Consider the following 26,996-nt stretch of genomic DNA (forward strand, 5'->3'; position numbering starts at 1 on the left):
GCATCTCCGCATCCGGAGGACCGTTTCGTCAACAGCGGCCCGACCAGTGGTCGGGTCCGACGACCACCGGAGCGGGCGTCAGTGCCGGGCCCGGCGGAACACGTCGTCGGAGTCCGTGTCGTCCCAGCTCGCGATCTCCTCCGAGGCGGAGCGGCGCACGGCCCGCGCCGATGTCGCGTACATCGCCTCGATCTCCGCCTCGTACCGCTGCACGATGGTGTCCCGGCGCAGCTTCATCGACGGGGTCAGCATGCCGTTGGCGAGATCGAAGGGCTCGGACAGGATGCGGTAGACACGGATCGACTCCGAGCGCGACACCGTGCTGTTGGCCGCGGCGATCGCCCGCAGCACCTCCTGCCGCAGCGCGTTCTCCTCCCGCGCCTCCCGGCCCAGCAGCTCACCCGGCGCGGACAGCGAGCCCCGCCAGTGCGCGAGGAACTCCGGGTCCAGCGTGAGCAGGGCACCCACACAGGGCCGGTTGTCGCCCACGACCACCGCCTGATGGATCAGCGGATGCGTCCGCAGCTGCTCCTCCAGCGGCGCCGGGGCCACGCCCTTGCCCCCGCTGGTGATGATGATCTCCTTCTTGCGGCCGGTGATCGACAGGTACCCCTCGTTGTCCAGCCGCCCGATGTCCCCGGTGGCCAGCCAGCCGTCCTGGAGCGCGGCCCGGGTGCCCGCCTCGTCGTTGACGTACCCCTGGAACACCGAGGGCCCGTTGACCAGGATCTCCCCGTCCCGCGCCACCCGGATCTCCGTGCCCGGCAGCGGCCGGCCCACGGTGCCGGACTTCTCCCGGCCCACCGGCTGGGCGGTGATGCCGCCGGCGGTCTCGGTGAGGCCGTACCCGTCGTGGATCAGGATGCCGATGCCCGCGTAGAACAGCGTCAGTTCGCGGTTGAGCGGGGAACCGCCGGAACAGCCGCCGCGCACCCGGCCGCCGAGCGCCGCCCGCATCCTGCGGTACACCGTCTTCTCGTAGAAGGCGTGTTGGATCCGCAGATCCATGGCGGGGCCGGGGCCGGTGTCCAGGCGCTGCCGTTCGGCGGCGAGGGCGTAGTCCTGCGCGGTGCGTACGGCCCGCTCGAACAGCGGGCCACGGCCCGCCTGTTGGGCCTTGCGGAGGAAGTTCTTGTAGATCTTCTCGAAGACGTACGGGACTCCGAAGAGGAACGTCGGCCGGAACGAGCGCAGCGCGGCGGCGAGCGCCCGCTCGGTCAACTCCGGCTCGTGCGCGAGGAGCAGCCCGCCGCGCAGGCACATCCCCTGGATCATCAGCCCGTAGACGTGCGAGAACGGCAGGAAGGCGAGGATCGCGGGCTGTTCACCGGGCGCCGCCGCCGTCTGCCGCCAGCCGGCGAGCAGCGTGTCGCAGGGGCTGGCCAGGCTGCGGTGGGACAGCGCGCAGCCCCGGGGGCGGCCGGTCGTCCCGGAGGTGTACGCGATCACGGCGGTGGAGTCCGGCATGACGATGCGGCGCAGCGAGTCCACCGTCGCGTCCGGCACGTCCCGGCCCGCCTCGACGAGCTGCGGCAGGGACTCCGCGTCCAACTGCCAGACGTGCCGCAGCAGCGGCAGCTTGGCGCACACCGAGCCGACCGTCATCACGCCCTGCTCGTCCTCGACGACCACGCCCACACAGGCCGCGTCCCGCAGGATCCACTCGATCTGGTCGCGCGAGGACGTCGGATAGACCGGCACGATCTCGGCGCCCACCGCCCACAGCGCGAGGGCCAGCACCGTCCACTCGTAGCGCGTCCGCGCCATCACGGCCACCCGGTTGCCCGGCCGGATCCCGGACACGATCAACCCCTTGGCGAGATCGGCCACTTCGTCCCGGGTCTCGGCGGCGCTCACCCGGGTCCAGCCGCCCGGGGAGGCGGGGTCGCGGCGGGCGAGCTGCGGCAGGGCCGGATCGCGGTGCGCCGTCTCGAACAGCGGATCGGCCAGCCCTCCGGCCATGGCGGGGCCCGTCGATGGAGCGATGCCGAAGTTCTCCATGCGACGCTCAGAACCTTCCCTGCGCGAGATCTCGCCGACGGTGCGCCAACCGGCGGTGATCGAACGTAGCGTACGGCGCCGGGACCCGCCCGGGGAATCGGCAACTCGGCCACCGAGTATCCGCACTGTGGGCCGTGAACGTGATGTACGGCACGTGCCGGACCTCCTTCGTGGGGCCCTCCCGGGAATCGTCGCTGCACACGGCTTGATCACCTCTGACCGGCGGTAATGCCCGGAACCCGGACGTCCGACGGGTGTGGCACTGTGGTGCGCGCGAACGCGGGAGGTGTCCCGCCGATGTGGAGAGGTGGACGGTGCGCGAGCCCAACGTGATCGGGGACTGGCAGGAGTACGACGGCGATCTGGCCGGCCTGCGCGTGCGCGTCCACGGAGTGGAGTGCGCGGAACCCCCACGGGGACGCGACGACGCCGCCGAGGGCCTGTCGTACTTCCGGTTCCGGGTGACCGTGGAGAACCGGGGCACCGATCATGTCGGCCTCCACCTGGAGGACGGCCAGCTCGACATCCGCACCGGCCCCGACGGCGAGAGCGCCTTCCTGGACTGGCGCAACTCCCGCTTCATCGAGGGCTTCGACCTCTACCCGCTGCGCCGCGCCACCTCCGTCCTGTACGCCGCCGCGCCCGAGGTCCACCTCACCCAGTTCGACATCCAGGTCCAGCTGCGCGTCGACGAGGAGTGGACCGAGCGGTATCTGTGGTCCGGCGGCATCGGTGTCGACGAGGACCTCCTCGACCCGGCGGGCGGCACGGCCCGGGAGGGCCTCGCCGGACAGATCAGCGCCTTCCTCCACGAGGAGGCGGAGCGCGGCGCGAGCTGAGCGCCGGGCCGCCCTCACGACACCTCGGCCGTGCGCCTCCGGATCACCAGCCGCTTCAGCAGCGGCCAGGCCAGCAGTACGGCGATGATCGCGTACACCGTCACCGAGAACGGTGTGTTCACCAGGCCGGTGATGCTGCCGTCGCTGATCTGCAGGGCGCGCCGCAGTTGCTGCTCGGCGTTGGGGCCGAGGATGACGCCGATGACGGCGGGCAGCACCGGCAGGCCGTAGCGGCGCATCCCGAAGCCGATCAGGCCGATGATCAGCAGGATCACCAGGTCGATCACCTCACCGCCGACCGCGTACGCGCCGACCGCCGCGAAGAACAGGATGCCCGCGTAGAGATACGGCCTCGGGATGCGCAGCAGCTTCGCCCACAGCGGGGCCAGCGGCAGGTTGAGGGCGAGCAGCAGCACCATGCCGACGAAGAGCGAGGCGATCAGGCCCCACACCAGATCGGGCTCGCGTTCGAAGAGCAGCGGGCCGGGCTGGATGCCGTACTGCTGGAAGGCGGCCAGCATGACCGCCGCGACCGCCGTGGTGGGCAGGCCGAGCGTCAGCATGGCCACGAGGGTGCCCGCCGCCGAGGCCGAGGCCGCCGACTCCGGGCCCGCGACGCCCTCGATCGCGCCCTTGCCCCACTCGTCCTTGTGCTTCGACAGCCGTTTCTCGGTGACGTACGACAGGAAGGTGGGGATCTCGGCGCCACCCGCCGGGATCGCGCCGAACGGGAAGCCGATGAACGGACCCCGCACCCAGGACTTCCAGGTCCGTTTCACATCGGAGCGGCCGAGCCACGGCCGGCCCACCGGGATCGGCTCGGGCGGGCTGCGCCGCAGATGCGCCGCGACCCACAGGGCCTCGCCGATGGCGAACAGGCCGACCGCGACGATCACCACGTCGATGCCGTCGGCGAGTTGCAGCGAACCGAAGGTCAGCCGCTGCTGACCGGTCATCTGGTCCAGGCCCACCAGGCCGATCGTCAGACCGATCAGGAGGGAGGCGAGGCCCCGGACACGGGACGAGCCGAGGACGGAGGTGACGGCGATGAACGCCAGCACCATGATCGCGAAGTAGTCCGGGGCGCCGATGTCCACGGCCAGCTCGGCGACCTTCGGCGCCAGCGCCACCAGCAGGATCGTGCCGACCATGCCGCCCGCGAAGTGCCCGATGGCCGCCGCCGCCAGCGCCTGCGCGCCGCGCCCCGACTTGGCCATCGGGTTGCCCTCCATGGCCGCGACCACGGCCGCGCTCTCCCCGGGCGTGTTGAGGAGGATCGAGGTGGTGGAACCCCCGAACATCGCGCCGTAGTAGATCCCCGCGAACATGATGAACGCGCCGACCGGGTTCAGCCCGTACGTCACCGGCAGCAGCAGCGCCACCGCCATGGCGGGCCCGATCCCGGGCAGCACACCGATCGCCGTGCCCAGCAGCACACCGATCGCGGCCCAGAGCAGGTTGATCGGCGTCAGGGCCGTCCCGAAACCGTCGAGGAGCGAGCTGAAGGCGTCCATGTCAGAGCACTCCCATCAGCGGACCGCCCGGCAGCGGCACCCCGAGCAGGTTGTTGAACACGACGTACGTGACCAGGGAGATGCCCGCCGCGATCAGCGGGTCCCGGTCGAGGCGCCGGCTGCCGAGGGCGTAGGCCGCGCCCCAGAACAGCAGTGCCCCGGCTATGGGGAAGCCGAGCGGTTCGATCAGGACGGCGGCGCCGAGGAACACGCCGGCGAGCAGCAGCACCGTGCGCCAGTCGGCGGGCTCGGACAGATCGATGTCCTCACCGGTCTCGGCCTGGCCCTGCCCGCCGCGCAGCACGTCCACCGCGAGCAGCGCGGCGATCAGCAGCAGCCCGGCGCCGACCACGATCGGCACGGTCTTCGGCCCGACGGGACCGCGCTGCGCGATGTCGACGTCCATGGTGAGCGCGTCGGTCAGCACCAGGACACCGAGCGCCAGCAGCAGGACGCAGACGCCCAGCTCGGAGTGGTCGCGCAGCCAGGAGCGGCGCCCGGGGGCGTCCGCCGGGGGAGTGCCGGTGGCGTCCGTCTCCGTGGTCACAGGCCCAGCTCCTTCAGCACCGACACCACGCGCTTGTCCTGGGCGTCCAGGAAGTCGCCGAACCGGTCACCGGTGAGGAACGCGTCGTCCCAGCCGTTCTGCTCCATCGACCGCCGCCACTCCGGCGAGTCGTGCAGCTCCTCGATCAGCCGGGTGAGCTTGTCGCGCTCGGCCTCGGTCAGGCCGGGCGGGGCGACGATGCCGCGCCAGTTGGTGAAGTTCACGTCGTAGCCCGCCTCCTGGAGGGTCGGCGCGTCCAGCCCGGCGACCCGCTTCGGCCCCGTCACCGCGAGCAGCCGCAGCTCACCCGCCTTGATCTGGTCCAGGTACTCGCCGACCCCGGACACCCCGAAGGCGACCTTGTTGCCGAGGATCGAGGCCAGCAGTTCACCGCCGCCGTCGAAGGGGATGTAGTTGACGTCCTTCGGCGCGATCCCGGCGGCCCGCGCCATCAACATCGGCGCGAGGTGGTCCGGCCCGCCCGGCGCGGACCCGCCGCCCACCGGCAGCTTGCCCGGATCGTCCTTCCAGGCCCCGATCAGGTCGTCGATCGACTTGTACGGCGAGTCCTTGGCGACCACCACGACGTCCTGCTCCTCGGTGAGGCGGGCGATCGGGGTGGTGTCGGCGAGGGTCTTCGGCGCGTCGTTGGAACGGACGGCGCCCACGACACCGAGGCCCATCGACATCGCGAGCTTGCCGTTGCCGTGCTCGCTCACCAGCCGGCTCAGCCCGACCGTGCCGCCGGCGCCGGGCAGGTTGAACACCTCGATGTTGTGGGTGAGCCCGGCGTCCTCGGCGTTCTTCGCGGCCGTCCGCGCCGTGATGTCGTAGCCGCCGCCCGGCGTGTTCGGCACCATGAAGCGCAGGCCGGGTATCTGCGTGCCGGTCTCGCTGCCGCTGCCGGCCGCCAGCAGCGGCGGCCCCACGAGCAGGAGCACGGCCGCCCCGAGCAGGGCGAGAGGGGTGCGCAGCTGCACGAATGCCACCACCTGTCGGTTTGGGGTCGAAGGGGAAGAGTGACCTGGGACACAGCGTGCCCACAAGATGCGGGCCCGCCTCACTTGCGGAAGCAACGGAGGTTGTGGTCGTAGTGGTCACGGCCCCTGTCACCTTATGAGCACGTCCCCCACACCTCTCTTTCCCGGACTCCACGCGAGCGCCATGATGGGGCCCCGCCGCACGAGTCGGCGCCCAGCCGCGAGACGCCCGGGACGGCGTCGGCACGAGCGATCCGCACGAGCGATCCGCACGAGAGAAGAGTCCGTCGTGGTGTTCCGTCGCCATACCCTCGCAGGCGAGATGCTGGTCCTCCAGCTCGCCATCGTCGTGGTGGTGCTCCTCGCGGTCGCGGCGGTCTCGCTCACCCAGTCCGCGGCGACCTTCAACCGGGTCGAGGGCCGCCGGGTCACCGCGCTCGCCGAGCAGCTCGCCGCCAACCCCCTGGTCCGCGACCGGCTCGCCCGGCCCGTCGCGCACGAGGCGCTGGCACCCCTGGTGAACTCCACCCAGACCCAGTCGGGCGTCACCTCGGTCACCGTCGCCGATGCGGGGGGCCGGATCGTCAGCTCCACCGACCCCACCGCGATCGGCGAGCGGATGCCCACCGGCGAGGGCGCCGTCGCGGGCCGGGGCTGGTCCGGCGCCCTCACCCTCGACGGTCGCCGGGAACTCGTCGCCCAGGTGCCCGTGCTCGGCGCCACGACCGACGACAACCTCGGCCGCCTCCTCGGCACGGTCATGATCGGCGAGGCCTCCCCGACCGTGTGGCAGCGCCTCAGCGGCGCCTCCTCCTACCTCCTCGCCTACCTCGGCATCGCCAGCGGCCTCGGTCTCGTCGGCTCCTGGCTGCTCGCCCGCCGCGTCAAACGCCAGACCCTCGGCCTGGAACCCCAGGAGATAGCCGGCCTCGCCGAACACCGCGAGGCCATGCTGTACGGCATCGCCGAGGGCGTGATCGCCCTGGACCCCCACCACCGGCTCACCCTCGTCAACGAGATGGGCCGCCGCCTGCTCGACCTGCCCGAGGACTGCGTCGGCAAGAGCCTCGCCGACCTCGGCATCGAGGGACGCCTGCGGGACGTCCTCGCCGGAGCGCAGGAGGAGGCGCCCCACCAGCGCGACGAGGTCGTCATCCGCCGGGGCCGGGTCCTCGTGATGAACCGGATGACCGTCACCAAGGACGGCCGCCCCCTCGGCTCCGTCACCACCCTGCGGGACCGCACCGAACTGGCCCGCCTGGAACGAGAGATCGGCTCCTTCCGCAGCTCCTCCGAACTGCTGCGCGCCCAGGCCCACGAGTTCGCCAACCAGCTGCACACCATCTCCGGGCTCATCCAGATCGGCGAGCAGGACGAGGTCGTCCACTACATCCGCGCGCTGAGCCGGCACCGCCACTCCCTTGACGTCACCCTCAGCCGCCGCGTCCGCGACACCGCCGTCGCCGCCCTGCTCACGGCGAAGACGTCGCTGGCCGCCGAACGCCGGGTCACCCTGCGGATCTCGGAGAGCACCGCCCTCGACCGACTCGGCCCCGAGGACGCCGCCGACGTGGCCACCGTTGTCGGCAACCTCGTCGACAACGCCGTCGACGCCGCCGCCACGACCGCGCCCGACGGCCCCGAACCCTGGGGCGGCGCCGAGGGACGGGAGGCCTGGGTCGAGGTGGAACTGCGGCAGGACGCCTCCAGCGTGGAGATCGTCGTCCGTGACTCGGGCCCCGGTGTGGCCCCCGAACTCGCCCGCGAGGTCTTCTCCCACGGTTTCACCACCAAGGCCGCCCGGGAAGGCGAACGCGGCATCGGCCTGGCCCTCACCCGCCTGGTCTGCGAACGCCACGGCGGTGAGATCTCGGTGACCAACACCCCCGACGGGGCCATGTTCACCGCCCGCATGACCGTCAGCCACCTCGCCGAAGCGGTGGCGGAAGGAGCGACACCATGACCGGCACGAGCAGCCCGCCCGGCACGAGCGGCAGGCCGACCGCCACGAGCGGCCCGCCCGGCACGATCGACGTGCTCGTGGTCGACGACGACTTCATGGTGGCCCGGGTCCACCGCACGTTCGTCGAGCGCGTCGAGCCGTTCCGCGTCGTCGGTGTCGCCAGCACCGGCGAACAGGCCGTCGCCGCCGTCGACGAACTCCGCCCCGACCTGGTCCTCCTCGACCTCTATCTCCCCGACGGCTTCGGCCTCGACGTCATACCCCGGCTGCGCACCGCCGGACACGACTGCGACGTCATGGTCATCAGCGCCGCCCGGGAGGCCGACAGCGTGCGCGGCGCGGTCCGTCACGGCGTCGTCGACTACCTCCTCAAACCCTTCGAGTTCGAGGAGCTGCGCTCCCGGCTCCAGCGGTACGCCGCCCAGCGCGGCCGACTCCTCACCACCGTCGTACGCGGCCAGGCGGACGTCGACCGTGTCCTCGCCGGAGCCACCGCGCCCGCGTCGGCGGCCGGTGCCCTGCCCAAGGGCATGAGCGTCGAGACCGCCGAGCTGATCGAGGGCACCCTGCGCGCCGCCGACGGCACCCTCTCCGCCACCGAGTGCGCCACCCTCACCGGCATCTCCCGCGTCAGCGCCCGCCGTTACCTGGAGTACTTCCACGGCATCGGCAGCGCGGACGTCTCCTTGCGCTACGGCGTGGCCGGGCGACCGGAGCGCCGGTACAGCTGGCGCGTATGATGCCCGGCCTCCGGGCTACAGCCCCAGGTGCCGTCGTACGACGTCGACGACCTCCCCCGCCCGGTCGTTGAGGTAGAAGTGGCCGCCGGGGAACACGCACACCTCGGTCGGCCCGTCGGTGTGGTCCGCCCACGCACGCGCGTAGGCCACCGGGGTCACCGGGTCGGCGTCGCCGGTGAGCACGGTGACCGGGCAGGCCAGCCGGTCGCCGGGGCGCGGCTCGTACGTCTCCAGCGCCCGGTAGTCGCCGCGCAGCGCCGGGAGCACGAGCCGCACCAGCTCCTCGTCCTCGAAGACCAGCCCGTCGGTGCCGTCCAGCCGGCGTACGGCCTCTATCAGGTCGGCGTCGCTCGCCCGGTGCAGCTTCCTGCCGTCCCCCTGGGTGGAGGGGGCGCGCCGCCCCGACACGAACAGCCGGACCGGGGCCCGGCCCGCCGCCTCCAGCCGCAGCGCCAGCTCGTTGGCGACCACCGCGCCCATGCTGTGCCCGAAGACGGCGAGCGGACGGCCGTCGTCCTCGCCGAGGGCCCCGACGACCCCCTCGACCAGCTCGGCGATGCTCTCCGCCGGCGGTTCGGCGTACCGGTCCTGACGCCCCGGATACTGCGCGGCCAGCACATCGGCGTCCGGGGCGAGGGCCTGCGCCACGGGGAGGTAGTAGCTCGCCGAGCCGCCCGCGTGCGGCAGACACAGCAGCCGCACCGCCGCCTCGGGCGCGGGCCGGTAACGACGGATCCACACACCGCTGTTGACCGCTGAGGTCATGGACTGACTCGCTTTCTGATGTCTGGTCTCCCGATGTCTCGTCGGGCCTCCATTGTCGGTACGCGTTCCAGGACGCCGCCCGCGAACACGTCGTACAGCGGCAGCGTTTCGAGGTGGACGTACCCGATGTGGCAGTCGCAGACGGACAGGGGGCACGGGCGGGGTCCGAGGGCCGCGCGGTAGGAACCGTCGTAGAGGTTGCCCAGTTCGGCCTTGACGAAGTGGCAGCGCCGGACCGTGCCCTCCCCGTCCACCGACACCACCGACGAGCCGGTACGGCAGGCGCGGCCCGCCGAGCGGTGCGGATGGCGGCTGAAGGGGAAGAGCGGGTCCAACTCGCTCCACACCGCCGCCTCTTCATCGGTGTACGTGTGCCCCTCGGCCGCGTTCACCCACAGATACACCTGCTCCGGCAGCTCCCCGCGCAGCCGCCGGGCGTGCTCCAGATGCTCGGGCAGACCGACGATCCCCACACTGAAGCGGATGCCCATCCCGGTGAGCCGACGGGTCTTGTCCAGGAACCGTTCGTACGGGGTCTGCCCCGGGTGGTACGTGCACCACAGGGCCACCGTGTCCCGGTCGGCCTCCGCCAGCCACTCCGTGCGGCAGCTGAGGTTCGTCTGGATCGCCACCCGGTCGATGTGCGGCTCATGGGAGAGGTCGACCAGCGCCCGGCGGTACCAGGACCGCACCAGCCCCTCGCCCCACGGGGTGAACAGCACCGAGAGCCGGTCGTCGGTCCGTTCCCGCGCCCAGGTGGTGAATCGGTCCAGGGCCGCGCGGTCGGCCCGCAGCCGGTCCGGCGGGTCGCGGCGCTTGGCGAACGGGCAGTAGGGGCAGTCGTAGTCGCAGGAGGCGAGCGGGCCCCGGTAGAGAATCGTCAGGTCCATGATCCCGGTCCCGTCACTTCAGCTCGTACTCGGCCATCGCCGCCCGCACGGCGGGGGAGAAGAAGCCGGGACCGATCGCGTCGGAGTGGGCCAGCCCCTCGGCCGAGAGCCGCAGCGACTCGTCGCCCGCCTCCGCCAGCCAGCCGCGCGCCGCCAGCAGATCCAGCTCCACGGGGAAGTCCGCGTACGGATCCGACCCGAACCGCCGCCGGTACTCCGCCACCGGCATCCCCCGCGCCTGGAGCAGTGATTGCAGGAGATGGCGGCGCCGCGCCTCGTCCTCGTCGACCACGCGTCCGTGCACGGCCCGCCCGAAGTCCTCGGTGGCCGTGTAGTCGTCGATGATCGAGCGGATCTGGCCCATGTTCACCGCGTAGTCGAAGGAGTAGTGCACCGTCGACGTGTACGAGCGGGCGCCGCAGCCCAGGCCGATCATGCCGTCGGTCTGGCAGGCGTGGTCGTCCGGGCCCTGCGGCGGCGCGTCCACGCGGCGGAACATCCGCATGGAGACCTGCTCGTAGCCGCGCGCGAGGAGATGGTCACGGCCCTCGCGGTAGCGCCGCAGCCGCGCCTCGTCCCAGTCGCGGTCCGCGATCCGAGGGTCCGCGTGACGCCCGAGCCCCGTCAACGGCCGCACGTACAGCGGATAGAGATAGATCTCCTCAGGCCGCCAGGCGAGTGCCGCGTCCAGCGACACCCGCCAACTGGCCGCCGTCTGACCGTCGATACCGTAGATCAGGTCGATGTTGAGGACCGGGATCGCGGTGTCCCGGATCCGCGACAGCGCCGCCTCCACATCGGACCGCCGCTGCGGTCGTACGGCCGCACGCGCCTCCTCCGCGACGAAGCTCTGCACACCGAGGCTCAGCCGGGTGGCGCCCCGCTCGGCCAGGACGGCCAGCCGGTCCGCGGTCGCCGTGGCGGGGGAGGCCTCCACGGACAGCGGGATCGCCCGCAGGTCCGCGCCCATGTGCCGCTCGGCGATGTCGCACAGCCGCTCCAGCTCGGCGGCCTCCAGATAGGTCGGGGTGCCACCGCCGAACGCGGCGTTCGCGAACCGTGGCGGCTCCGCGTCCCCGAGCGCCTCCCGGACCGCGAGCGCCTGCCGTTCCAGGGCGTCCAGATAACGGCCGGTCAGCCCGTCCGGCGCGCCGATCCGGGTGAAGAGATTGCAGAAGCCGCAGCGCACCTCGCAGAACGGGATGTGCGCGTACAGCGACAGGGCCTGCCGGGACTCCCCGGCCCACAGGTCCGCCAGGAGCGGGGTGCCGGGCAGCTCCCGGTACGCCGTCTTGTGCGGGTAGGCGTAGACGTAGTGCTGATAGGGGCGGATCGGCGTCCTGCCCTGACCCTCGGCGGCGGACTCGGTCACGGTCGTGGTCACTGTCATGCGGACCGCTCCAGGAAGAAGTGGCTGTAGGGGACGGTCCACACGGCCTCGTGGCCGAGGCGGTGCCCGGTGTAGCCGTCCTCGCCGTAGGTGGTGCCGTGGTCGGAGCAGACGACGGCGAAGCAGCGGCGCCGTGAACTCATCGCGGCGAAGAGCCGCCCGACATGCCGGTCGATGTACTCCAGGGCCGCCGCGTGCGTGGCCGGGCTGTCGCCCGCCTCGCGGGTGGCGCCCGGCAGATGGAACCAGTTCGGCTGATGCAGTGCCGAGGCGTTGAGGAAGAGGAACAGCCGCTGTCCGGCGGGCAGTTCGGCCACGATCCGTTCGGCGCGGGCCACCTGGGACTCGAAGGACGTCGGCGAGGCCACGGAGAACTCCGGCTCCCAGTGGCTCTCCTGGAACAGACCCGGCAGAACACTGCCGAGCGCCCCCTGCTTGTTGAAGAAGCCGACCCCACCCACGCACACCGTGCGATAGCCGTGCTCGGCGAGCGCGGACACCAGGTCGGGGCCGTCGAAGACGAAGGTGCGTCCGGCGGTCGTCTCACTGCCGGCGAACCGGCTCGCGAAGAGCCGTGGATGCGGTCCGGGCGCCGCCGGGGTCGGCAGGAACCCCGCGAACATCGCCTGGTGCGAGGCGTAGGTGAAACTGCCGGGCGCGTGCCGCTTCTCCCAGACGCCGCCCGGCAGACGAGCGGACAGGTTGGGCAGCCTGCCCTCCGCCGCGAGCCGTACGGCCACGTCGTACCGCAGGGTGTCGAGGGTGAGCAGCAGCAGGTCGTCCCGGCCCACCACCTCGTTCATGTCGGGCTCGACGGCAGGGGTGGCGACGGCCTGCTCGACGGCCGTGCCGGCGTCAGAAGGGTGCATGGTCTTTCCTTGCCTGGGGGTGGAGCGAGGGCGTCGGGAGCAGCGCGCTCCGTACCACCGTGAGCTGGGCCGTGTAGGTGTCCAGGCCCTCCGCCGGGCCGCCCGGCAGCCCGGTCAGCCGGGGCAGCAGATCGCCGAAGGCGTTGACCTCGCCCACGGCGAACCGGCGCCAGCCGATCGCCGGAAGCAGGTCCACGCCGACGCACAGCGTGCCCGGGAAGCAGGCGGCGGCCCGTTCGCAGATGTCGAGCGCCTGCCGCCAGCGGTCGCCCGCCGCGTCCACGACCGACGTCAGATCGCCCCGCGCCCCGCCGAGATGGAGATTGGTCATCGGGAAACGGCTGGTGCGGACGACGGCGTGGGTGGCCCGGCCCGCCACGACCAGGACCCGCAGATCGGCGGACCTGCCCTGCGCGGACGCCTTCGGCAGCCAGCGCTCGATGTGCAGACCGTCGGCCGCGAGGGCGTCGACGATGCCGGCGATCTCCCGCTCGTCCGTGTAGCGCCGCACCCGCAGGGAGTTGTGCAGCCGGGGCGGGGCGTGCAACCGGCCGTCGGGGGCCACCTCCACCGAGGTGGTGGCCCTGATCCGTCCGCCGGTTCTCCCGGTTCCCGACGACATGCCCGACGAGGTTCCCGACGACATGCCCGACGAGGTTCCCGACGACTCGACGGCCAGCACCCCGGACGCGGAGGACCCGTGGGCCGGCTTCACGAAGACACGCGGCATGCCGTGCTCCCGCATCGCCGCCCGTACGTCGTCCCAGCCGCGCACCGGCGGTGCGGCGCCCGAGGTGGGCGACGGGGGCACCGGGACCCCGGCCGCGTCCAGCCGGGCGTGGCACAGCCGCTTGTCGAACAGCACCGGCAGATCCGCCGGATCGTCCAGCCGCACCCCGCCCCGCAACGAGCCCACGGCGGCCAGGAACCGGGCGTACCAGACGGCCGAGCCCTCCACCCGCGTCGGATCGTCGACCCCGCGCAGCAGCCGGTCCACCTCCGCGTTCTCGCCCGGTGAGTCCAGCCGGACGATCTCGTCGGCGGCGAACTCGTGGCCGCCGTCGCGCAGCACGTCCCGCCACTCGACGACACGAGGCCTGCCGAGACCGGCCGCCTCCGCCGCCGCGACGAACAGCCCGACCCGCCGGTTCTCCCCGTTCCCGACGACCACCCACCTGTGCGGGCCGGGCCCCGCCCCCGCCGCACCGCTCCAACCGGACATCCCGATCCCCCCTTCTCGCCCTCGCCCCCGTACGTCTACGCGCTCACTCGCCCACCGCGACGAACCGCCAGACCGTGCCGTCCTCCTCCTCGTCCGACTCGGCGTCGTCGGCGTCCACGTCGACCTGGACCCCCTCGGCCTCCAGGGAGTCCCGGAGGCGGTCGCGTATCGCCGGGCTGAGGTAGTTGTGGTGCAGGTCCAGCGTGGTGAGGTGGGTCAGCGGCTGGCCCGTGAGCAGGGCGGTCGCGCCGTCGTCGGTGAGGATGCCCATGGACACGTCGAGGACGTCGAGGCGGGCCACGACCGGCGCGGCGGCCAGGGCCGCGCAGATGTCGTCCTGGATCTCGCTGTTGCGCAACGCCAGATGCTTGAGGGCCGGCAGCCGGGTGCCCGCGAGGATCGGCGCCAGATCAGCCACCTCGCAGTCGCCGCCGTACTCGGGTGTGCCCAGCCACAGGTCCAGCTCGACGAGGGCCGGCAGATCGCCGCCCGCGACACCACGGACGGCCTCCACGGGCATACCGCCGGTCTCGACCGTCAGCGTCCGCAGCCGCTCGTGCCGCAGCGCCGGGAACACGAGCCCCTGGCCGCCGCGCACCCCGAACTCCTCCAGTTCGGGGAAGGCGTTCAGCAGGGGGCCCACATCGCCCTGGTTGATCCAGGAGATCTCGCACTCCTCCATGACGATGTCACCGAGGAACAGCGCGCGCAGCGACGGCAGCCGGTCCTTCGCCGCCACCAGGGCTTCGACGATCCCCTCGGGCCCGCTGTCGTACGCCTCGCTCCAGGCCCCCACGACCAGCGCCCGTACCTTCTCGGTGTCGACCGAGGCCAGGAACCGGGCGAACGCCGCCTCCCACTCCTCCTCGCTGTCGTACGAGTCCACGGCGATGCTCCAGGCCACCGACTCCGGGGCGGGCAGGTGCGCGGCACCCTCCGGGCCCTTCACCGACCTGGGGAAGCGGTGGACCGGCAGGCCGTGGAAATCCTCCAGATGGCTCCCGATGGTCATGTGCGCCCCGCCCCTTCGTTCCAAGTCCATGGACGGCAGCCGAGCCCGTGCCCGGTCCGCCCGCTGCGCACCCGGAGCACACAGCGCCGCCGGGTACGGGAGTTCTACCAAGAACGACTGACAGCGTGTGCGGCGGACCCCTGTCCTGTGGACAAACAACGGACCTCGGTCCTGTGGACAACCGTCGCGCCCGCCCCGGCGAACGGTCCGCGAGGCCCGCACGGGCCGATTGTCAGTGGCTGCGCCTACGGTCTTCTCGTGGCACGGAGAGTGCCCGACGGAGGGAGAGCCATGTACCGGCAAGGAGACGTCCTCATCGCGCCGTTGGCCGAGAGCGCGGTGCCCGGCGGCGCGCTCGACGCCGCCTCGGAACCGCGCGACGGGCGCGGCCGTCTCGTCCTCGCCCTCGGCGAGGTCACCGGTCACGCGCATGCCGTCGTCGGCCCCGGCCGTCTGATCCGCGAGGCGAGCGTGTTCGGCCCGATGCTGCTGCACGTGCCGGAGGGCGCCCGTGTCGTCCACGAGGAGCACGCGGCGATCTCCCTGCCCAAGGGCTGGTACCGGGTGATACGGCAGCGCGAGTACGTACCGGGCTCGGTGCGGATCGTCGCGGACTGACACGGCGGCATGGGGGCGGGGACAGGACAGGACCATGACGGAGGGGAACGGCGTGCAGGAACAGGCGAGTTGGCGGACGGTGGCGGCGGCCACGGGGCCGGGCGACCGGGCGCGGACCGAGGCGGGTGTACGCCTCGCCTACCGGCGGGCGGGGCTGCGGGAGCCCGAGCGGATCGTATGGGCCCGCTCGCCCCTGGAGGCGGTACGCCTGCTGTCGGGAGCAGCGGTGAATCGCGACGGGGCGGCCGACAGCGGACCGGACGGCGGCGGACCGGACGGCGGCGGACCGGATGACGGCGGACCGGATGGCGGCCGGTGGGCCGACCCAGGGGCGTACGGCGAGGCGTTGTCGGCGACCGGGGCGAGCGTCCGCGACGCCGTCCGCAACAGACCGGTCGCCGCCGCGCGCGCCGCGCTGCACACCCGGCTGGGCCCCACCGGCTGGGGCGACCACTGGCGGGCGACGGGCGCCGACCTCTGGGAGACCACCCGGCCGCTGATCGACCGCGTCCGCACCGGCGTCGTCGAGGCCCTGGCCCCGGCCGACCGCAAGGAGGAGACGGGCCTGCGGCTCCTGCTCCTCGACGCGGTCCTGGGCCAGCACGACGCGGCCTGGCTGGCCGCCCTCGACGCGGCCCCCGGGCTCGACGGCCTCGCCGAGGTGGCCCGCACGGCGGGCTGGTGGTGGCCGTACGAGAACGTCGCGGTCGTCGCCGAACGACCCGTGGAACTGCACCGCGACGAGGCGGGCCGCCTCGACCGCGGCGACGGACCCGCGCTCGCCCACACCGACGGCTTCGCCCTGCACGCCTGGCGCGGCCTGCCCGTCCCCGGTGAATTCCTCGACCGGCTGGGCACGTTGACCCCCGAGCTGATCCGAGCCGAGGAGAACGCGGAACTGCGCCGCGTGATGCTGGAGTTCTACGGCTACGACCGCTATCTGGAGGAGTCCGGGGCGCAGCCGGTGCATCGCGACGAGACGGGCGTGCTCTGGCGGATAGCCCTGCCCGGCGACGAGGACGTGGTGATGGTGGAGGTCGTCAACTCCACACCGGAGCCCGACGGCACGAGCCGCACCTACTGGCTGCGGGTGCCGCCCACGACGACCACGGCCCGGCAGGGGGTGGCCTGGACGTTCGGGCTGGGCGCGGAGGCGTACGAGCCGCTGCGGCAGACCTGAACCCAGCAGGCCCCGTCGGCCCCACCGGCCCCGGGCGTCACTCGAAGCGTGCGGTGTCGCCCGCGCCCTTGCGGATGATCTCGGCCTCGCCGCTGGAGAAGTCGATGACGGTCGTCGGCTCGGTGCCGCAGTCACCGGAGTCCACCACGGCGTCGACCAGGTAGTCCAGGCGTTCCTTGATCTCCCAGCCCTGCGTCAGCGGCTCCTCCTCGTCGGGCAGCAGCAGCGTGCTGGAGACGAGGGGCTCGCCCAGTTCGGCGAGGAGGGCCTGGGCCACGCGGTGGTCGGGGATGCGCACCCCGACGGTCTTCTTCTTGGGGTGGAGCAGCTTGCGTGGCACCTCCCTGGTCGCGGGGAGGATGAAGGTGTAGCTGCCGGGCGTCGACGCCTTCACGGCACGGAACACATCGTTGTCGACGTGCACGAACTGCCCCAGCTGCGCGAAGTTCTCGCACACCAGGGTGAAGTGGTGCCGGTCGTCGAGCTGCCGGATCGTACGGATCCGCTCGATGCCGTCACGACTGCCGAGCTGGCACCCCAGCGCGAAGCAGGAGTCCGTCGGATACGCGATGAGCCCACCCTGACGAATACTGTCGGCCACCTGCCCGATGGCACGCGGCTGGGGATTGTCGGGGTGCACGTCGTAGTACTTGGCCATTGGACGAGCTTATGCCTCCGACGGCCATCCGCTCGCTGGACGGGGGGCCGAAGGCCCCGTCCAGGGGCGCGGGGAACTGCGCGACCAGCCACGAACAACCCGCGGCTCAAAGACGGCCCACAGTCCCCCTGCCCCAAGCGGAGCGCCTACGCGCCACTCGCTCGCAGCATGTCCTCACGCTCGACGAGCTTCACCCGCTCACGCCCCTGCGGCTCACCCAGCGCCTTCTCCGCCGCGTCGAGCTTGTACCAGCCCTCCCACGTCGTGAAGCGCACGTTCCGCTCGGCGAGGAACGCGTCCACGGCCTCCGGCGCGGGCGCGGACGGCTCCTGCAGCCGCCCGTTCGCGAAGTCGTCCAGGAGGTTGGAGACGGTCTCGTTGGCGTCGCCCTTGGTGTGCCCGATGAGGCCCACCGGGCCGCGCCGGATCCAGCCGGTGACATACGTCGACCGCAGGTGCGCGCCGGTCTCCTCGATGACCCGGCCGCCCTCGTCCGGGACGGTGCCCGACTCGACGTCCCAGGGCAGCTTGGGCAGCTTGTCGGAGAGGTAGCCGACCGCGCGGTAGATGCCGGTGACGTCCCAGTCCTTGAACTCGCCGGTGCCCTTGACGTTGCCGGTGCCGTCGAGGGCCGTGCGCTCGGTGCGCAGGCCGACGACCTTGCCGTCCTCGCCGAGGATCTCGGTGGGCGACTCGAAGAAGTGCAGGAACAGCTTGTGCGGGCGGTCGCCGGTGTCGCGGATCGCCCAGTTCTCCAGGGTCTTCGCGACCATGTCGGCCTGCTTGTTGCCGCGCCGGGTCGCGATGGAGCCCTCGTCGTAGTCGATGTCCTCGGGGTCGACGATGACCTCGATGTTGGGGGAGTGGTCCAGCTCCCGCAGCTCCATCGGGGAGAACTTCGCCTGCGCCGGGCCGCGGCGGCCGAAGACGTGGACCTCCAGCGCCTTGTTGGCCTTCAGCCCCTCGTGGACGTTCGCCGGGATCTCGGTCGGGAGCAGTTCGTCGGCGGTCTTGGCGAGGACACGGGCCACGTCGAGCGCCACGTTGCCGACACCGAGGACGGCGACCTTCTCGGCCTCCAGGGGCCAGGTGCGCGGGACGTCCGGGTGGCCGTCGTACCAGGAGACGAAGTCGGCCGCGCCGTACGAGCCGTCGAGGTCGACACCGGGGATGTCGAGCGCGCGGTCGGCCGTGGCACCCGTGGAGAAGATCACGGCGTCGTAGAACGCGCGCAGATCGTCCAGGTTGATGTCCGTCGGGTAGTCGACGTTGCCGAAGAGACGGATCTGCGGCTTGTCGAGCACCTGGTGCAGGGCCGTGATGATGCCCTTGATGCGGGGGTGGTCGGGGGCCACGCCGTAGCGGATCAGTCCGAACGGGGCGGGCATCCGCTCGTAGAGGTCGATGGACACACCGGGCTCGGTGGCCACGTCGGACTTCAGCAGCGCGTCGGCGGCGTAGATCCCGGCGGGTCCGGCTCCGACAATGGCTACCCGCAGAGGGCGGGGCATGTTCAGGTTCCCTTCGAGCGGAGACAAGCGACTCGACGGCAACCCTAAACTAAGGTAACCCTTACCAGGTACACGGGTCGGGTCTATGACCTCATAAAGCGATCTTATGCCATCCGGGGGAATGCCCGGACGGCCGCCCGGATGTGTTTGCCGGGGCGGCGAACGGCAACGCGGTCTCCATGAATCGACCGAACAAGGACCCGAACGAGAACTCCGCGTCCGCCGAGACGGCCGCGGCCAAGGCCCGCCGGACCACCGCCCAGGCTACGGCGCCGGCCACCGAGGGTGCGAAGACGGCGGCGATCAAGGTGGACGACGCGGCGTCGGCCACCAAGGCCGGAGCCGGACACGCGGCCGACGCGACCAGGCGCGCCGCCGACAGCGCCGGCAACGCCGTGCGCAGCGCGGTCAAGGGCGTCGAGGTGGGCCGTCAGGCGGTCGTCCAGGCCTCCGGTCAGGTGGCCGCCACCGCGAAGACGGCCATGACCGTCATCGCCCACCGCAAGCTCGTCGCCGCCGGTGTGGGCGCGGGCCTGACCGTCCTGACCGCCGCCTCCTACGCGGCCGGCCGCCGCTCGGGACGCCATGTCCACGGCGGCCCGCTCACCCGGCTCACCGGCGGCCGTATCTGACCCGGTTCGTCGGACACGCACAGGGCTCGTCCGCCGCGAGGCGCCGGACGAGCCCTGTCCGGTGTCCTACCAGCGGCCTTCCACCTGCTCCTTGATCCGGCGGTCGTACAGCCCCCGGATCGCCGTGAGCGTCTCGCCCGACAGCTCCGGCAGCGCGGCGGCGGCAGCGTTGGCGCGGGCCTGGTCCGGCGTGCGGGCACCCGGGATGACCGTCGTGACACCCGGCAGCTGGATGATCCAGCGCAGCGCCAGCTGGGCCGGGGTGAACCCGTCGGGGGCGAGCGCCGCGAACTCGACGGCGGCCTCGACGCCCGTGGCGTAGTCGACGCCGGAGAAGGTCTCGCCCTGGTCGAAGGACTCGCCGTGCCGGTTGTAGGTGCGGTGGTCGTTCTCCGCGAACACCGTGTCCTTCGTGTACTTGCCCGACAGCAGACCCGAGGCCAGCGGCACCCGCGCGATGATCGCGACGCCCGCCTTCTCGGCCGCCGGGAGGACGTCGAGGAGCGGCTTCATCCGGAACGGGTTGAGGATGATCTGCACGCTCGCCACGTTGGGCCGGGCGATCGCCGTCAGCGCCTCGGCGCAGGTCTCCACGCTGACGCCGTACGCGGCGATCCGCTCCTCCCCGACCAGGGTGTCGAGCGCGTCGAACACCTCGTCCGAGGAGTAGACCGGCGTGGGCGGGCAGTGCAGCTGGACCAGGTCGAGTCGGTCCACACCGAGGTTGCGGCGCGACCGGTCGTTCCAGGCCCGGAAGTTGTCGAGGACGTAGTTCTCGGGGATCTGGTCCACGCGACGGCCCATCTTCGTCGCGATGAACACATGGAGGTCGGGCCTGCTCCGCAGGAACGTGGCGATGGTCTGCTCGCTGCGCCCGTCGCCGTAGACGTCCGCCGTGTCGAAGAAGGTCACCCCCGACTCGGCCGCCGCCTCCAGCACCGCGAGGGCCTCCGTGTCGTCGACGTCCCCCCAGTCGGCGCCCAGCTGCCAAGTGCCGAGACCGACCACGGACGCGTGCTGACCCAACCTACCGAATGCGCGTTCTTCCATGGCGTCAGTCTGTCAGCTGTTCCCCGTGGTCAATGCGGGAAGGCACGCGGCGGACGCTGCCGGGGCAGCTCGTCCCGGAACTCCGCGACGACCGAGCTGATCTGCCGCGTCAGTTCGGTCCTCTCCAGCCGGTCGAGGTAGAGGTTGCGCCGGGCCAGCCCCACCGCGTCGACACAGAAGTACAGCGCCATCAGCGGGTTCACGAAAAGTTCGCCGCCGCGGGTCCGCTCGGTGAAGCGGACGTCGCCGAACTCGCCGCGCACGGCCGCCGCGACGGAGCCGTTGACGATGCTCGGGTGCGTCGGCGTGCACCGCTGCGCGTGCGCCACCGCGTCCAGGTAGAGGGCGCCCTCACGGCTGTCGCGCGGCAGCGAGAACGCGCCCAGATAGGCGCCGTCCCGGTCCAGTGCGGCCAGGTTCTCCAGGACCAGCGAGTGGTTGACCCCGTGGTAGGCGTCCACGCCGAAACCGAGGCAGGCCACGAGCCGCTCCGGGACCTCGTCGAGCCCGGCGACGGCACCCAGGCTCGCCATGTCCTCCTCCGGCGTCCCGAGCCCGTGCTCGTCGCCGCGCATCAGGATGTCGGTGCCGCCGTCCACCAGAACCACCGCGTCCACCCCGCCCAGATGACCGAGCAGCGCCCGATAGGCGGCCCGCAGCGGTGCCACACCCGTACGGGACAGCGCGTACACCGTGCTGGGCAGCCCGTGCAGATCGAGCCACCGGGCGAGGGCGTGCTCGGGGAAGTAGTCGCCCCGGAACGCGGTCTCCGGGCCGATGGCGGCGACATCCGCCTCCAGCCACACGTCCAGGCTCAGGCCGTACAGATCGGCGAAGGAGAGGTTGGCGAGATGGACCTCCTTGCCCGCCGACCGCAGGGCCAGGGCCAGCGGCAGACCGGCGTAGACGTCGAAACCGCCACCGGCACCGGCGACGAGGACACGGCGGGCGTCACGCAGCCGTGTGAAGAACGGGGGCTCTTGGAGGGAGAACACCGGGGGAAATTAACAGGGCGACGGGTGGGGCGCGCACGATTTACGGGGGCCGGGCGACCCGTTACCGTACCGGTCAGTAACCGGATCGCACCGCAGGAGGCCCCCATGCCGCAGCTCGAAGTCGACGGCGCCGCGCTGACGTACGACGACGAGGGCCCCCGCGAGGGCGACGGTGTGCCCCTGGTGTTCCTCCACGGCTGGACCGCGAACCGGCGCCGCTGGGACCACCAGGTCGCGCACTTCGCCGCGAAGCGCCGGGTGATCCGGCTCGATCTGCGCGGCCACGGCGAGAGCGGCGGGGCCGGGGTGCGCACGATCGAGGAGTTGGCGACAGACGTGCTCGCCCTCCTCGATCACCTGGAGGTCGAGCGGTTCGTCCTGGTCGGCCACTCCATGGGCGGCATGATCTCCCAGACCCTCACCCTCGCCCACCCCGAGCGGGTGGAGCGCCTGGTGCTGGTCGGCTCCATCGGCCGGATGACCTACAGCCGGGGCCGCGGTCTGCTGATGGCGGTCTCCACCCGGGTCCCCTTCAGGCTGTTCGTCGCCGCCAACATCCAGCGGGCCTTCGCCCCCGGCTACCCCCGCGAGGAGATCCGGGAGTACATCCGCGCCTCGGCGGCCACCCCGCGCGAGGTCGTCATGACCCTGTACGGGGCCATGCGGGCCTTCGACGTCCTGGACCGCCTCGGCGAGATCGGCACCCCCACCCTCCTCGTGCACGGCTACTACGACATCCAGTTGCCCGTCTCCCAGATGCTCCGCATGGCCAAGGCCTACCAGAACGCCGAGGTGCGCATCCTGGACGCCGGCCATGAACTCCCCGTGGAGAAGCCGGCGGAGCTGACCGCCACCCTCGACCGCTTCCTCACCGGCGCCCGCGCCTGAGCCCGGTCGTCTGAGGCCGGTCACACCGTCTCGGGCGAGCGCGGCTTCCCCCGGCCCGGCGGACCGCCGAGGGCGCGGAGCCATCCGACCACCGCGTCGACGACGGCCCGGGTCCGCGACAGCCGGTCGATGTCGGCGGCCAGGGACAGGGCCGCGCCCGTCCAGGCGAAGCCGAACGACCAGACGGACAGCCACTCGCACAGGTACAGGGGGGTGATCAGCCAGTCGTCGCCCACCTTGGTGGCCGCCGCGACGGCGGCGAGCGCCATGAAGACGAGGATCAGCACCCCGGCCACCAGGTAGGGACGCCGCGCGTACGGGCGGTCCTTGATGCCGGGCGCCCCGTACATGAAGAGACAGAAGGCCGCCATCGCCGTCAACAGGGCGACGGCGAACACCTGGTGGAACACGGAGACCGTCTGCTGGCTCCCGTCGCCCCCGGCTCCCGGCGCGGTGGGGAAGAGGGCGACGCCGAGCGCGCAGGCTCCGGCGATCGTGCCGAGGATGTCGTTGAACCTGTTGAAGCGGTAGACGACCAGGAAGATCCCGAGCGCGCACAGCGCGCCCACGAAGATGTCCCGGGTGCTCGTGTAGTACGAGCCGCTCATGGAACCGGGCCAGGAGCCCTCCCCGGTCCGGCCGTCGATCCGCGCCGCGATCCAGTTGCCCGCCGGCAGCGCCAGGGGCAGCGCTACGCCGATGACACCGACCCCCAGGCGCAGCCGCATGACCGTCCGCGCGTCCTGGTCCTTCTTCTGGGCCGCCACCCCGCGCCGCAGGGGCTCGGCGGCGCTCCCGTCGGTCGCGCCCACGGGCACCTCCTCACCGGAACGCGCGAGGCGAAGGCATGCCCGCCACCGGACGATGTCCGAAATCGGACGAACGCAAACCCGGACGCACATCGGGCGCGGGCTCCCTGGACAACCCCGCGCGCCCGCCCGGGAGTCGGCCGGGTCAGCCGGTCAACTTGCCCTCCGCTTCGACCAGTAGCTCCGTCACCCGCAGCGCGAACGCGGCGTCGCACGGATGCGGGCGCCCGGTACGCGCCGCCGCCAACAGCGCGTCTCCCGCCCGTACGAGAGCCGGTACGGCACCTTCGTCGGTCGTGGGCAGTACGGTCGTCCCGGTCCGGCCGCGCAGCTCGACCGTGGCGCCGGAGGCCGCGGGCGGCGCGGTGAGGCTGAGGGTGAGGGTGCTGGACGCCCCGCCGGTGTGCAGCAGGATCAGATGGACCGTGTCCTTGGGGCCCCGCACGGCGGCGGCCACCTTCTCCACGTCCCCGAGGACCGGCAGCAGCACGGACAGGGCGTGCGGGCCCACGTCCCACAGGCCGCCCTTCTCCCGCCGCCACGGCGAGTCCGCGAAGGGGCTGTCGCTCTCGTCGTCGAACAGCGACCCGAACCACTCCGCGCGGCCGGTGAACCAGCCGTCCCTGGAGGCCTGTTCGGTGATCCACGCGTCGATCGCGGTCTGGAAACGGGCGGTGAAGAAGACGACCGAGGCGACCCCGGCCTCCGTGACCGCCTCGACGACGGCCCGCCCCTCCTCGACGTCGGTCGCGAGGGGCTTGTCGAGCAGCAGATGGCAGCCCGCCCGCGCGGCGCGCGCCGCGAGCGGTGCCTGCACGGACGGCGGCAGCGCCACGGCGACCGCGTCCACATCGGCGAACAGGGCGTCCACGTCCTCGTAGACGGGCAGCCCGCCGTGCCGGTCGGCCAGTTCCTTGGCCGCCTCCGGGCGCCTGCCCCACACCCCCACGAAGTCCAGCTCCTGGTGCGCGCTCAGCGCGGGGGCGTAGGCCATCTCGGCCCACGGACCGGTTCCGAGCAGTCCGATACGCATGTGCGGGTCTCTCCTTCACTGCCGTCAGGTTCACTGCCGTCAGGGCAGGGCCTGTTCGGTCCAGATGGTCTTGCCGGTGGGGGAGTAGCGGGTGCCCCAGCGCTGGGTGAGCTGGGCGATGAGATACAGGCCCCGGCCGCCCTCGTCGGTCGTGGCGGCGTACCGCAGATGGGGCGAGGTGTGACTGCTGTCGGTGACCTCGCAGATCAGCTGGCGGTCGTGGATGAGACGCACCCGGATGGGGCCCCCGCCGTACCGGATGGCGTTGGTGACCAGCTCGCTGAGGATCAGCTCGGTGGTGAACTCCAGCTCCTCCAGGCCCCACGCGGCCAACTGGCGGGTGGCGTCGGCGCGCGCCCGGCGGACCGCCGCCGGGTCGCCGGGCACCTCCCACTCGACGACACGGCCCGAGTCCAGCGCGCGGGTGCGGGCCACGATCAGCGCGATGTCGTCGCTCGCCCGGCTCGGCGGCAGCGCGTCGAGCACCGCCTCACAGGTGCCCTGCGGTGAGGTGTCGGACCCGGACAGCGCGGTCCGCAGCAGTTCGAGACCGGCGTCGATGTCCCGCTCCCGGTGCTCGACGAGCCCGTCGGTGTACAGCACCAGCCGGCTTCCCTCGTCGAGGTCCAGCTCCGCCGTCTCGAACGGCAACCCGCCCAGACCCAGCGGCGGACCGGCCGGTACGTCGGGGAAGTCGACCGTGCCGTCCGGCCGGGCCACCGCGAGCGGCGGATGCCCGGCGCGGGCGACGGTGCAGCGCCGCGACACCGGGTCGTAGATCGCGTACAGACAGGTCGCCCCGGTGATCGGGGCGATGCCGTCGACCACCGCCTCGTCCAGGTCGATACGGCTGACCATCTCGTCCAGCAGCCCGAGGATCTCGTCCGGCGGCAGATCCAGCGCCGTGAAGTTGTGGACGGCGGTCCGCAGCCGCCCCATCGTGGCCGCCGCGTGCAGCCCGTGCCCGACGACATCGCCGACGACGACCGCGACCCGGGTCCCCGACAGCGGCAGGACGTCGAACCAGTCGCCGCCCACCCCGGCCTGCGCGGGCAGATAGCGGTAGGCGACGTCCAGGGCGCTCTGCTCGGGCAGATTGCGCGGCAGCAGGCTGCGCTGCAGGGTCTCGGCCATCGTGTGCTCGCGGGTGTAGCGGCGCGCGTTGTCGATGGAGACCGCCGCACGGGCCACCAGCTCCTCGGCGAGCGCCAACTCCTCCCGGTCGAACGGCTCGGGTTTCTCCGAGCGCCAGAAGTTGGCGACGCCCATCACCAGCTGCCCCACCCGCAACGGCACGGTGATCAGCGAGTGGATGCCGTACTCGACGACCTGCGCGGACCGTTCCAGGTCCTGGGCCCGCCAGCCGGGCGCGCGGCTGAGGTCGGCCACCAGGGTCGAACTGTGGCTGTCGATGCTGTGGGCCTGCGGCGAGGAGGCGACCAGGTCGATGCGCTCGCCCACCTTGTACAGCGGCGCGTCCTTGCGGATCCCGCAGAACGCCGTACGGCGCAGTGTCGTGGCCGTCTCGGGCTCGTCGCCGCTGAGCGCGGCCGGGGCCAGGTCCACGGTGACGAAGTCCGCGAACCGGGGGACGGCCACCTCCGCCAGTTCCTCGGCGGTGCGGGTGACGTCCAGCCCGGTGCCGACGCCCACTCCGGCGTCGTAGAGCAGCCGCAGCCGCTCCCGGGCGGCCTCCGCGCGGCCGGAGAGGGCGCGCAGCTCGGTGGAGTCGCGGAGCGTGGCGACGCTGCCGGAGGGCTCGCCCTGCAGATCGGTGGCGCGCTGGTTGACCGCGATCAGCCGGTCGCCCACGAGGTGCACCTCGTCGTTGGCGACGCGCCCCGAGGCCAGCAGATCGGCCATGTGCGGTTCGAGGCCCAGGGCGAGCACGTCCTGCCCCTCGGCGTCCGGCGGCAGATCGAGCAGACGGTGCGCCTCGTCGTTGGCGAGCAGCAGCCGGCCCCCGCCGCCGACGATGATCACGCCCTCCCGCACGGCGTGCAGCACCGCGTCGTGGTGCTCGTACATGCGGGTCATCTCGGACGGGCCGAGGCCATGGGTCTGCCGCAGCAGCCGTTTGCTGACCAGGGCGGTGCCCGCCGTGGCCAGGGCGAGGGCCGCCGCGGCGGCGGCCAGCACCAGGGGCAGCTGCTGCTCCGCGACGCCGCCCACGTTCTCCGTGGTGATCCCGGCCGAGACCAGACCCACCACCTTGCCGTCGGGGTCCTTGATCGGCACCACGGCCTGGACGAGCGGGCCGAGGGTCCCGTTGATGTCCTCGGTGAAGGACTCGCCCTTCAGCGCGGGTTCGATGGTGCCGACGAACTGCTTGCCGATGCGGTCCGTCTTCGGATGGGTGTAGCGGATCCCGTCGGTGTTCATCACGACGATGAAGTCCACCTTGGACTGGATCCGGGCGGCCTCGGCCCTCGGTTGGAGGATCGCCGTCGGGTCCTTCGCGTCCAGCGCCTCGCGGGTGCCCGGCGCGTTCGCGAAGGTCTCCGCCACGGCGAGTGAACGGTTGTGCGCTTCCTTGGTGCTGTCGTGCCGTACCTGGAGGACCAGCGCCACCACGGCCGACACCACCAGTACCAGCACGATCACCACCTGCAGCAGGAACACCTGCCCGGCGACACTGCGTCCGCGCAGCGCCGACCGCAGCCCCGCGAGCGGGCCCGACCCCTGCCCCGGCTCTCGACTTGCGCCGCCGTCCGAACCGTGCGGTACCCGCCGGGCGCGGTCGTCCCGGCCCTGCGCAGGCCGGCTCTGGGGACGGCGGGTCGATTGAGAGCGAGATCGACCCAGGAGACGGACCATGTGCCCATGTCTACACTGCCCCGCGCCCGGAGGCGAGAGGGGATCACACACTGTCACGGCCGATGCCGTCGGC

24 protein-coding genes are annotated in these 26,996 nt (G+C 72.2%); 7 read left to right on the forward strand and 17 right to left on the reverse strand.

The annotated features are described in order from the left end of the window. Positions 1 to 78 precede the first annotated feature (78 nt). Complete coding sequence (locus tag F9278_RS43800; RefSeq protein ID WP_152173286.1) at positions 79 to 2,001, reverse strand: AMP-dependent synthetase/ligase; 1,923 nt, start codon at positions 1,999 to 2,001, stop codon at positions 79 to 81. Between the two features lie 314 nt (positions 2,002 to 2,315). Here F9278_RS43800 and F9278_RS43805 point away from each other — a divergent pair, with 314 nt between their 5' ends. Then, entirely contained in the window at positions 2,316 to 2,840 is a 525-nt protein-coding gene (locus tag F9278_RS43805; protein ID WP_152173287.1) for a hypothetical protein, read from the forward strand. A 14-nt stretch (positions 2,841 to 2,854) separates the two neighbouring features. Here F9278_RS43805 and F9278_RS43810 read toward each other — a convergent pair whose 3' ends face one another. From F9278_RS43810 to F9278_RS43820, 3 genes are read right to left on the reverse strand one after another with little or no spacing between them, the layout of a single operon-like run. Continuing rightward, complete coding sequence (locus F9278_RS43810; RefSeq protein ID WP_152173288.1) at positions 2,855 to 4,354, reverse strand: tripartite tricarboxylate transporter permease; 1,500 nt, start codon at positions 4,352 to 4,354, stop codon at positions 2,855 to 2,857. A gap of 1 nt (position 4,355) precedes the next feature. Further along, positions 4,356 to 4,901, reverse strand: a complete 546-nt coding sequence (locus F9278_RS43815; protein ID WP_152173289.1) for a tripartite tricarboxylate transporter TctB family protein — start codon at positions 4,899 to 4,901, stop codon at positions 4,356 to 4,358. Continuing rightward, positions 4,898 to 5,881, reverse strand: a complete 984-nt coding sequence (locus F9278_RS43820; RefSeq protein ID WP_193242099.1) for a Bug family tripartite tricarboxylate transporter substrate binding protein — start codon at positions 5,879 to 5,881, stop codon at positions 4,898 to 4,900. Before F9278_RS43820 ends, F9278_RS43815 begins: the two co-directional genes overlap by 4 nt. 322 nt (positions 5,882 to 6,203) lie before the next feature. Here F9278_RS43820 and F9278_RS43825 point away from each other — a divergent pair, with 322 nt between their 5' ends. Both F9278_RS43825 and F9278_RS43830 read left to right on the forward strand, forming a co-directional pair. After that, positions 6,204 to 7,844 (forward strand): sensor histidine kinase, encoded by a 1,641-nt coding sequence (locus F9278_RS43825; protein WP_152174511.1) that lies wholly within the window; start codon positions 6,204 to 6,206, stop codon positions 7,842 to 7,844. Continuing rightward, entirely contained in the window at positions 7,841 to 8,584 is a 744-nt protein-coding gene (locus F9278_RS43830) for a response regulator (protein ID WP_152173291.1), read from the forward strand. The genes F9278_RS43825 and F9278_RS43830 overlap by 4 nt, the downstream gene beginning before the upstream one ends. 15 nt (positions 8,585 to 8,599) lie before the next feature. On the opposite strand, the gene F9278_RS43835 is transcribed toward F9278_RS43830, so the two are convergent. The 6 genes from F9278_RS43835 to F9278_RS43860 are packed head-to-tail and all read right to left on the reverse strand — an operon-like array spanning position 8,600 to position 14,732. Continuing rightward, the gene (locus tag F9278_RS43835) at positions 8,600 to 9,349 is read right to left on the reverse strand and encodes a thioesterase II family protein (protein ID WP_152173292.1); all 750 of its coding nucleotides are present in this window, start codon (positions 9,347 to 9,349) and stop codon (positions 8,600 to 8,602) included. Then, positions 9,346 to 10,239, reverse strand: a complete 894-nt coding sequence (locus F9278_RS43840; RefSeq protein ID WP_152173293.1) for an STM4011 family radical SAM protein — start codon at positions 10,237 to 10,239, stop codon at positions 9,346 to 9,348. Before F9278_RS43840 ends, F9278_RS43835 begins: the two co-directional genes overlap by 4 nt. Before the next feature lie 13 nt (positions 10,240 to 10,252). Next, positions 10,253 to 11,629 (reverse strand): STM4012 family radical SAM protein, encoded by a 1,377-nt coding sequence (locus tag F9278_RS43845; RefSeq protein WP_193241911.1) that lies wholly within the window; start codon positions 11,627 to 11,629, stop codon positions 10,253 to 10,255. Continuing rightward, the gene (locus F9278_RS43850; protein ID WP_152174513.1) at positions 11,626 to 12,432 is read right to left on the reverse strand and encodes an STM4013/SEN3800 family hydrolase; all 807 of its coding nucleotides are present in this window, start codon (positions 12,430 to 12,432) and stop codon (positions 11,626 to 11,628) included. The genes F9278_RS43845 and F9278_RS43850 overlap by 4 nt, the downstream gene beginning before the upstream one ends. Before the next feature lie 52 nt (positions 12,433 to 12,484). Beyond that, entirely contained in the window at positions 12,485 to 13,720 is a 1,236-nt protein-coding gene (locus F9278_RS43855) for an STM4014 family protein (RefSeq protein WP_152173294.1), read from the reverse strand. A gap of 43 nt (positions 13,721 to 13,763) precedes the next feature. Beyond that, on the reverse strand, positions 13,764 to 14,732 hold the full coding sequence (locus F9278_RS43860; protein ID WP_152173295.1) for an STM4015 family protein: 969 nt from the start codon (positions 14,730 to 14,732) through the stop codon (positions 13,764 to 13,766). 291 nt (positions 14,733 to 15,023) lie between these two features. On the opposite strand from F9278_RS43860, the gene F9278_RS43865 reads away from it, so the two are divergent. After that, positions 15,024 to 15,350 (forward strand): hypothetical protein, encoded by a 327-nt coding sequence (locus F9278_RS43865; RefSeq protein ID WP_152173296.1) that lies wholly within the window; start codon positions 15,024 to 15,026, stop codon positions 15,348 to 15,350. A 52-nt stretch (positions 15,351 to 15,402) separates the two neighbouring features. Next, the gene (locus tag F9278_RS43870; RefSeq protein ID WP_152174514.1) at positions 15,403 to 16,530 is read left to right on the forward strand and encodes a DUF6745 domain-containing protein; all 1,128 of its coding nucleotides are present in this window, start codon (positions 15,403 to 15,405) and stop codon (positions 16,528 to 16,530) included. Positions 16,531 to 16,567: 37 nt separating this feature from the next. Here F9278_RS43870 and F9278_RS43875 read toward each other — a convergent pair whose 3' ends face one another. Further along, complete coding sequence (locus tag F9278_RS43875; RefSeq protein WP_152173297.1) at positions 16,568 to 17,188, reverse strand: L-threonylcarbamoyladenylate synthase; 621 nt, start codon at positions 17,186 to 17,188, stop codon at positions 16,568 to 16,570. A gap of 146 nt (positions 17,189 to 17,334) precedes the next feature. Next, positions 17,335 to 18,699: an FAD-dependent oxidoreductase gene (locus tag F9278_RS43880; RefSeq protein WP_152173298.1), complete on the reverse strand. Its 1,365-nt coding sequence runs from the start codon at positions 18,697 to 18,699 to the stop codon at positions 17,335 to 17,337. A gap of 143 nt (positions 18,700 to 18,842) precedes the next feature. On the opposite strand from F9278_RS43880, the gene F9278_RS43885 reads away from it, so the two are divergent. After that, complete coding sequence (locus F9278_RS43885) at positions 18,843 to 19,331, forward strand: hypothetical protein (RefSeq protein WP_152173299.1); 489 nt, start codon at positions 18,843 to 18,845, stop codon at positions 19,329 to 19,331. A gap of 66 nt (positions 19,332 to 19,397) precedes the next feature. Here F9278_RS43885 and F9278_RS43890 read toward each other — a convergent pair whose 3' ends face one another. Together F9278_RS43890 and F9278_RS43895 are read right to left on the reverse strand one after the other, a co-directional pair. Then, positions 19,398 to 20,381 carry an aldo/keto reductase gene (locus F9278_RS43890; RefSeq protein ID WP_152173300.1) on the reverse strand — a complete coding sequence of 328 codons (984 nt, stop codon included), beginning with the start codon at positions 20,379 to 20,381 and terminating at the stop codon, positions 19,398 to 19,400. 29 nt (positions 20,382 to 20,410) lie between these two features. After that, positions 20,411 to 21,376: a DUF1152 domain-containing protein gene (locus F9278_RS43895; protein WP_152173301.1), complete on the reverse strand. Its 966-nt coding sequence runs from the start codon at positions 21,374 to 21,376 to the stop codon at positions 20,411 to 20,413. A gap of 105 nt (positions 21,377 to 21,481) precedes the next feature. Here F9278_RS43895 and F9278_RS43900 point away from each other — a divergent pair, with 105 nt between their 5' ends. After that, positions 21,482 to 22,264 carry an alpha/beta fold hydrolase gene (locus tag F9278_RS43900; RefSeq protein WP_152173302.1) on the forward strand — a complete coding sequence of 261 codons (783 nt, stop codon included), beginning with the start codon at positions 21,482 to 21,484 and terminating at the stop codon, positions 22,262 to 22,264. A 20-nt stretch (positions 22,265 to 22,284) separates the two neighbouring features. Here F9278_RS43900 and F9278_RS43905 read toward each other — a convergent pair whose 3' ends face one another. The 3 genes from F9278_RS43905 to F9278_RS43915 form a co-directional block, all read right to left on the reverse strand. Continuing rightward, positions 22,285 to 23,076, reverse strand: a complete 792-nt coding sequence (locus F9278_RS43905; RefSeq protein WP_152173303.1) for a hypothetical protein — start codon at positions 23,074 to 23,076, stop codon at positions 22,285 to 22,287. Between the two features lie 142 nt (positions 23,077 to 23,218). Next, complete coding sequence (locus F9278_RS43910; protein WP_152173304.1) at positions 23,219 to 24,106, reverse strand: Gfo/Idh/MocA family protein; 888 nt, start codon at positions 24,104 to 24,106, stop codon at positions 23,219 to 23,221. A 39-nt stretch (positions 24,107 to 24,145) separates the two neighbouring features. Continuing rightward, the gene (locus F9278_RS43915) at positions 24,146 to 26,923 is read right to left on the reverse strand and encodes a SpoIIE family protein phosphatase/ATP-binding protein (protein ID WP_226967197.1); all 2,778 of its coding nucleotides are present in this window, start codon (positions 26,921 to 26,923) and stop codon (positions 24,146 to 24,148) included. Positions 26,924 to 26,996: the final 73 nt, after the last annotated feature.

It is taken from the genome of Streptomyces phaeolivaceus (genome assembly GCF_009184865.1).
In the GTDB taxonomy this organism is placed as follows: domain Bacteria; phylum Actinomycetota; class Actinomycetes; order Streptomycetales; family Streptomycetaceae; genus Streptomyces; species Streptomyces phaeolivaceus.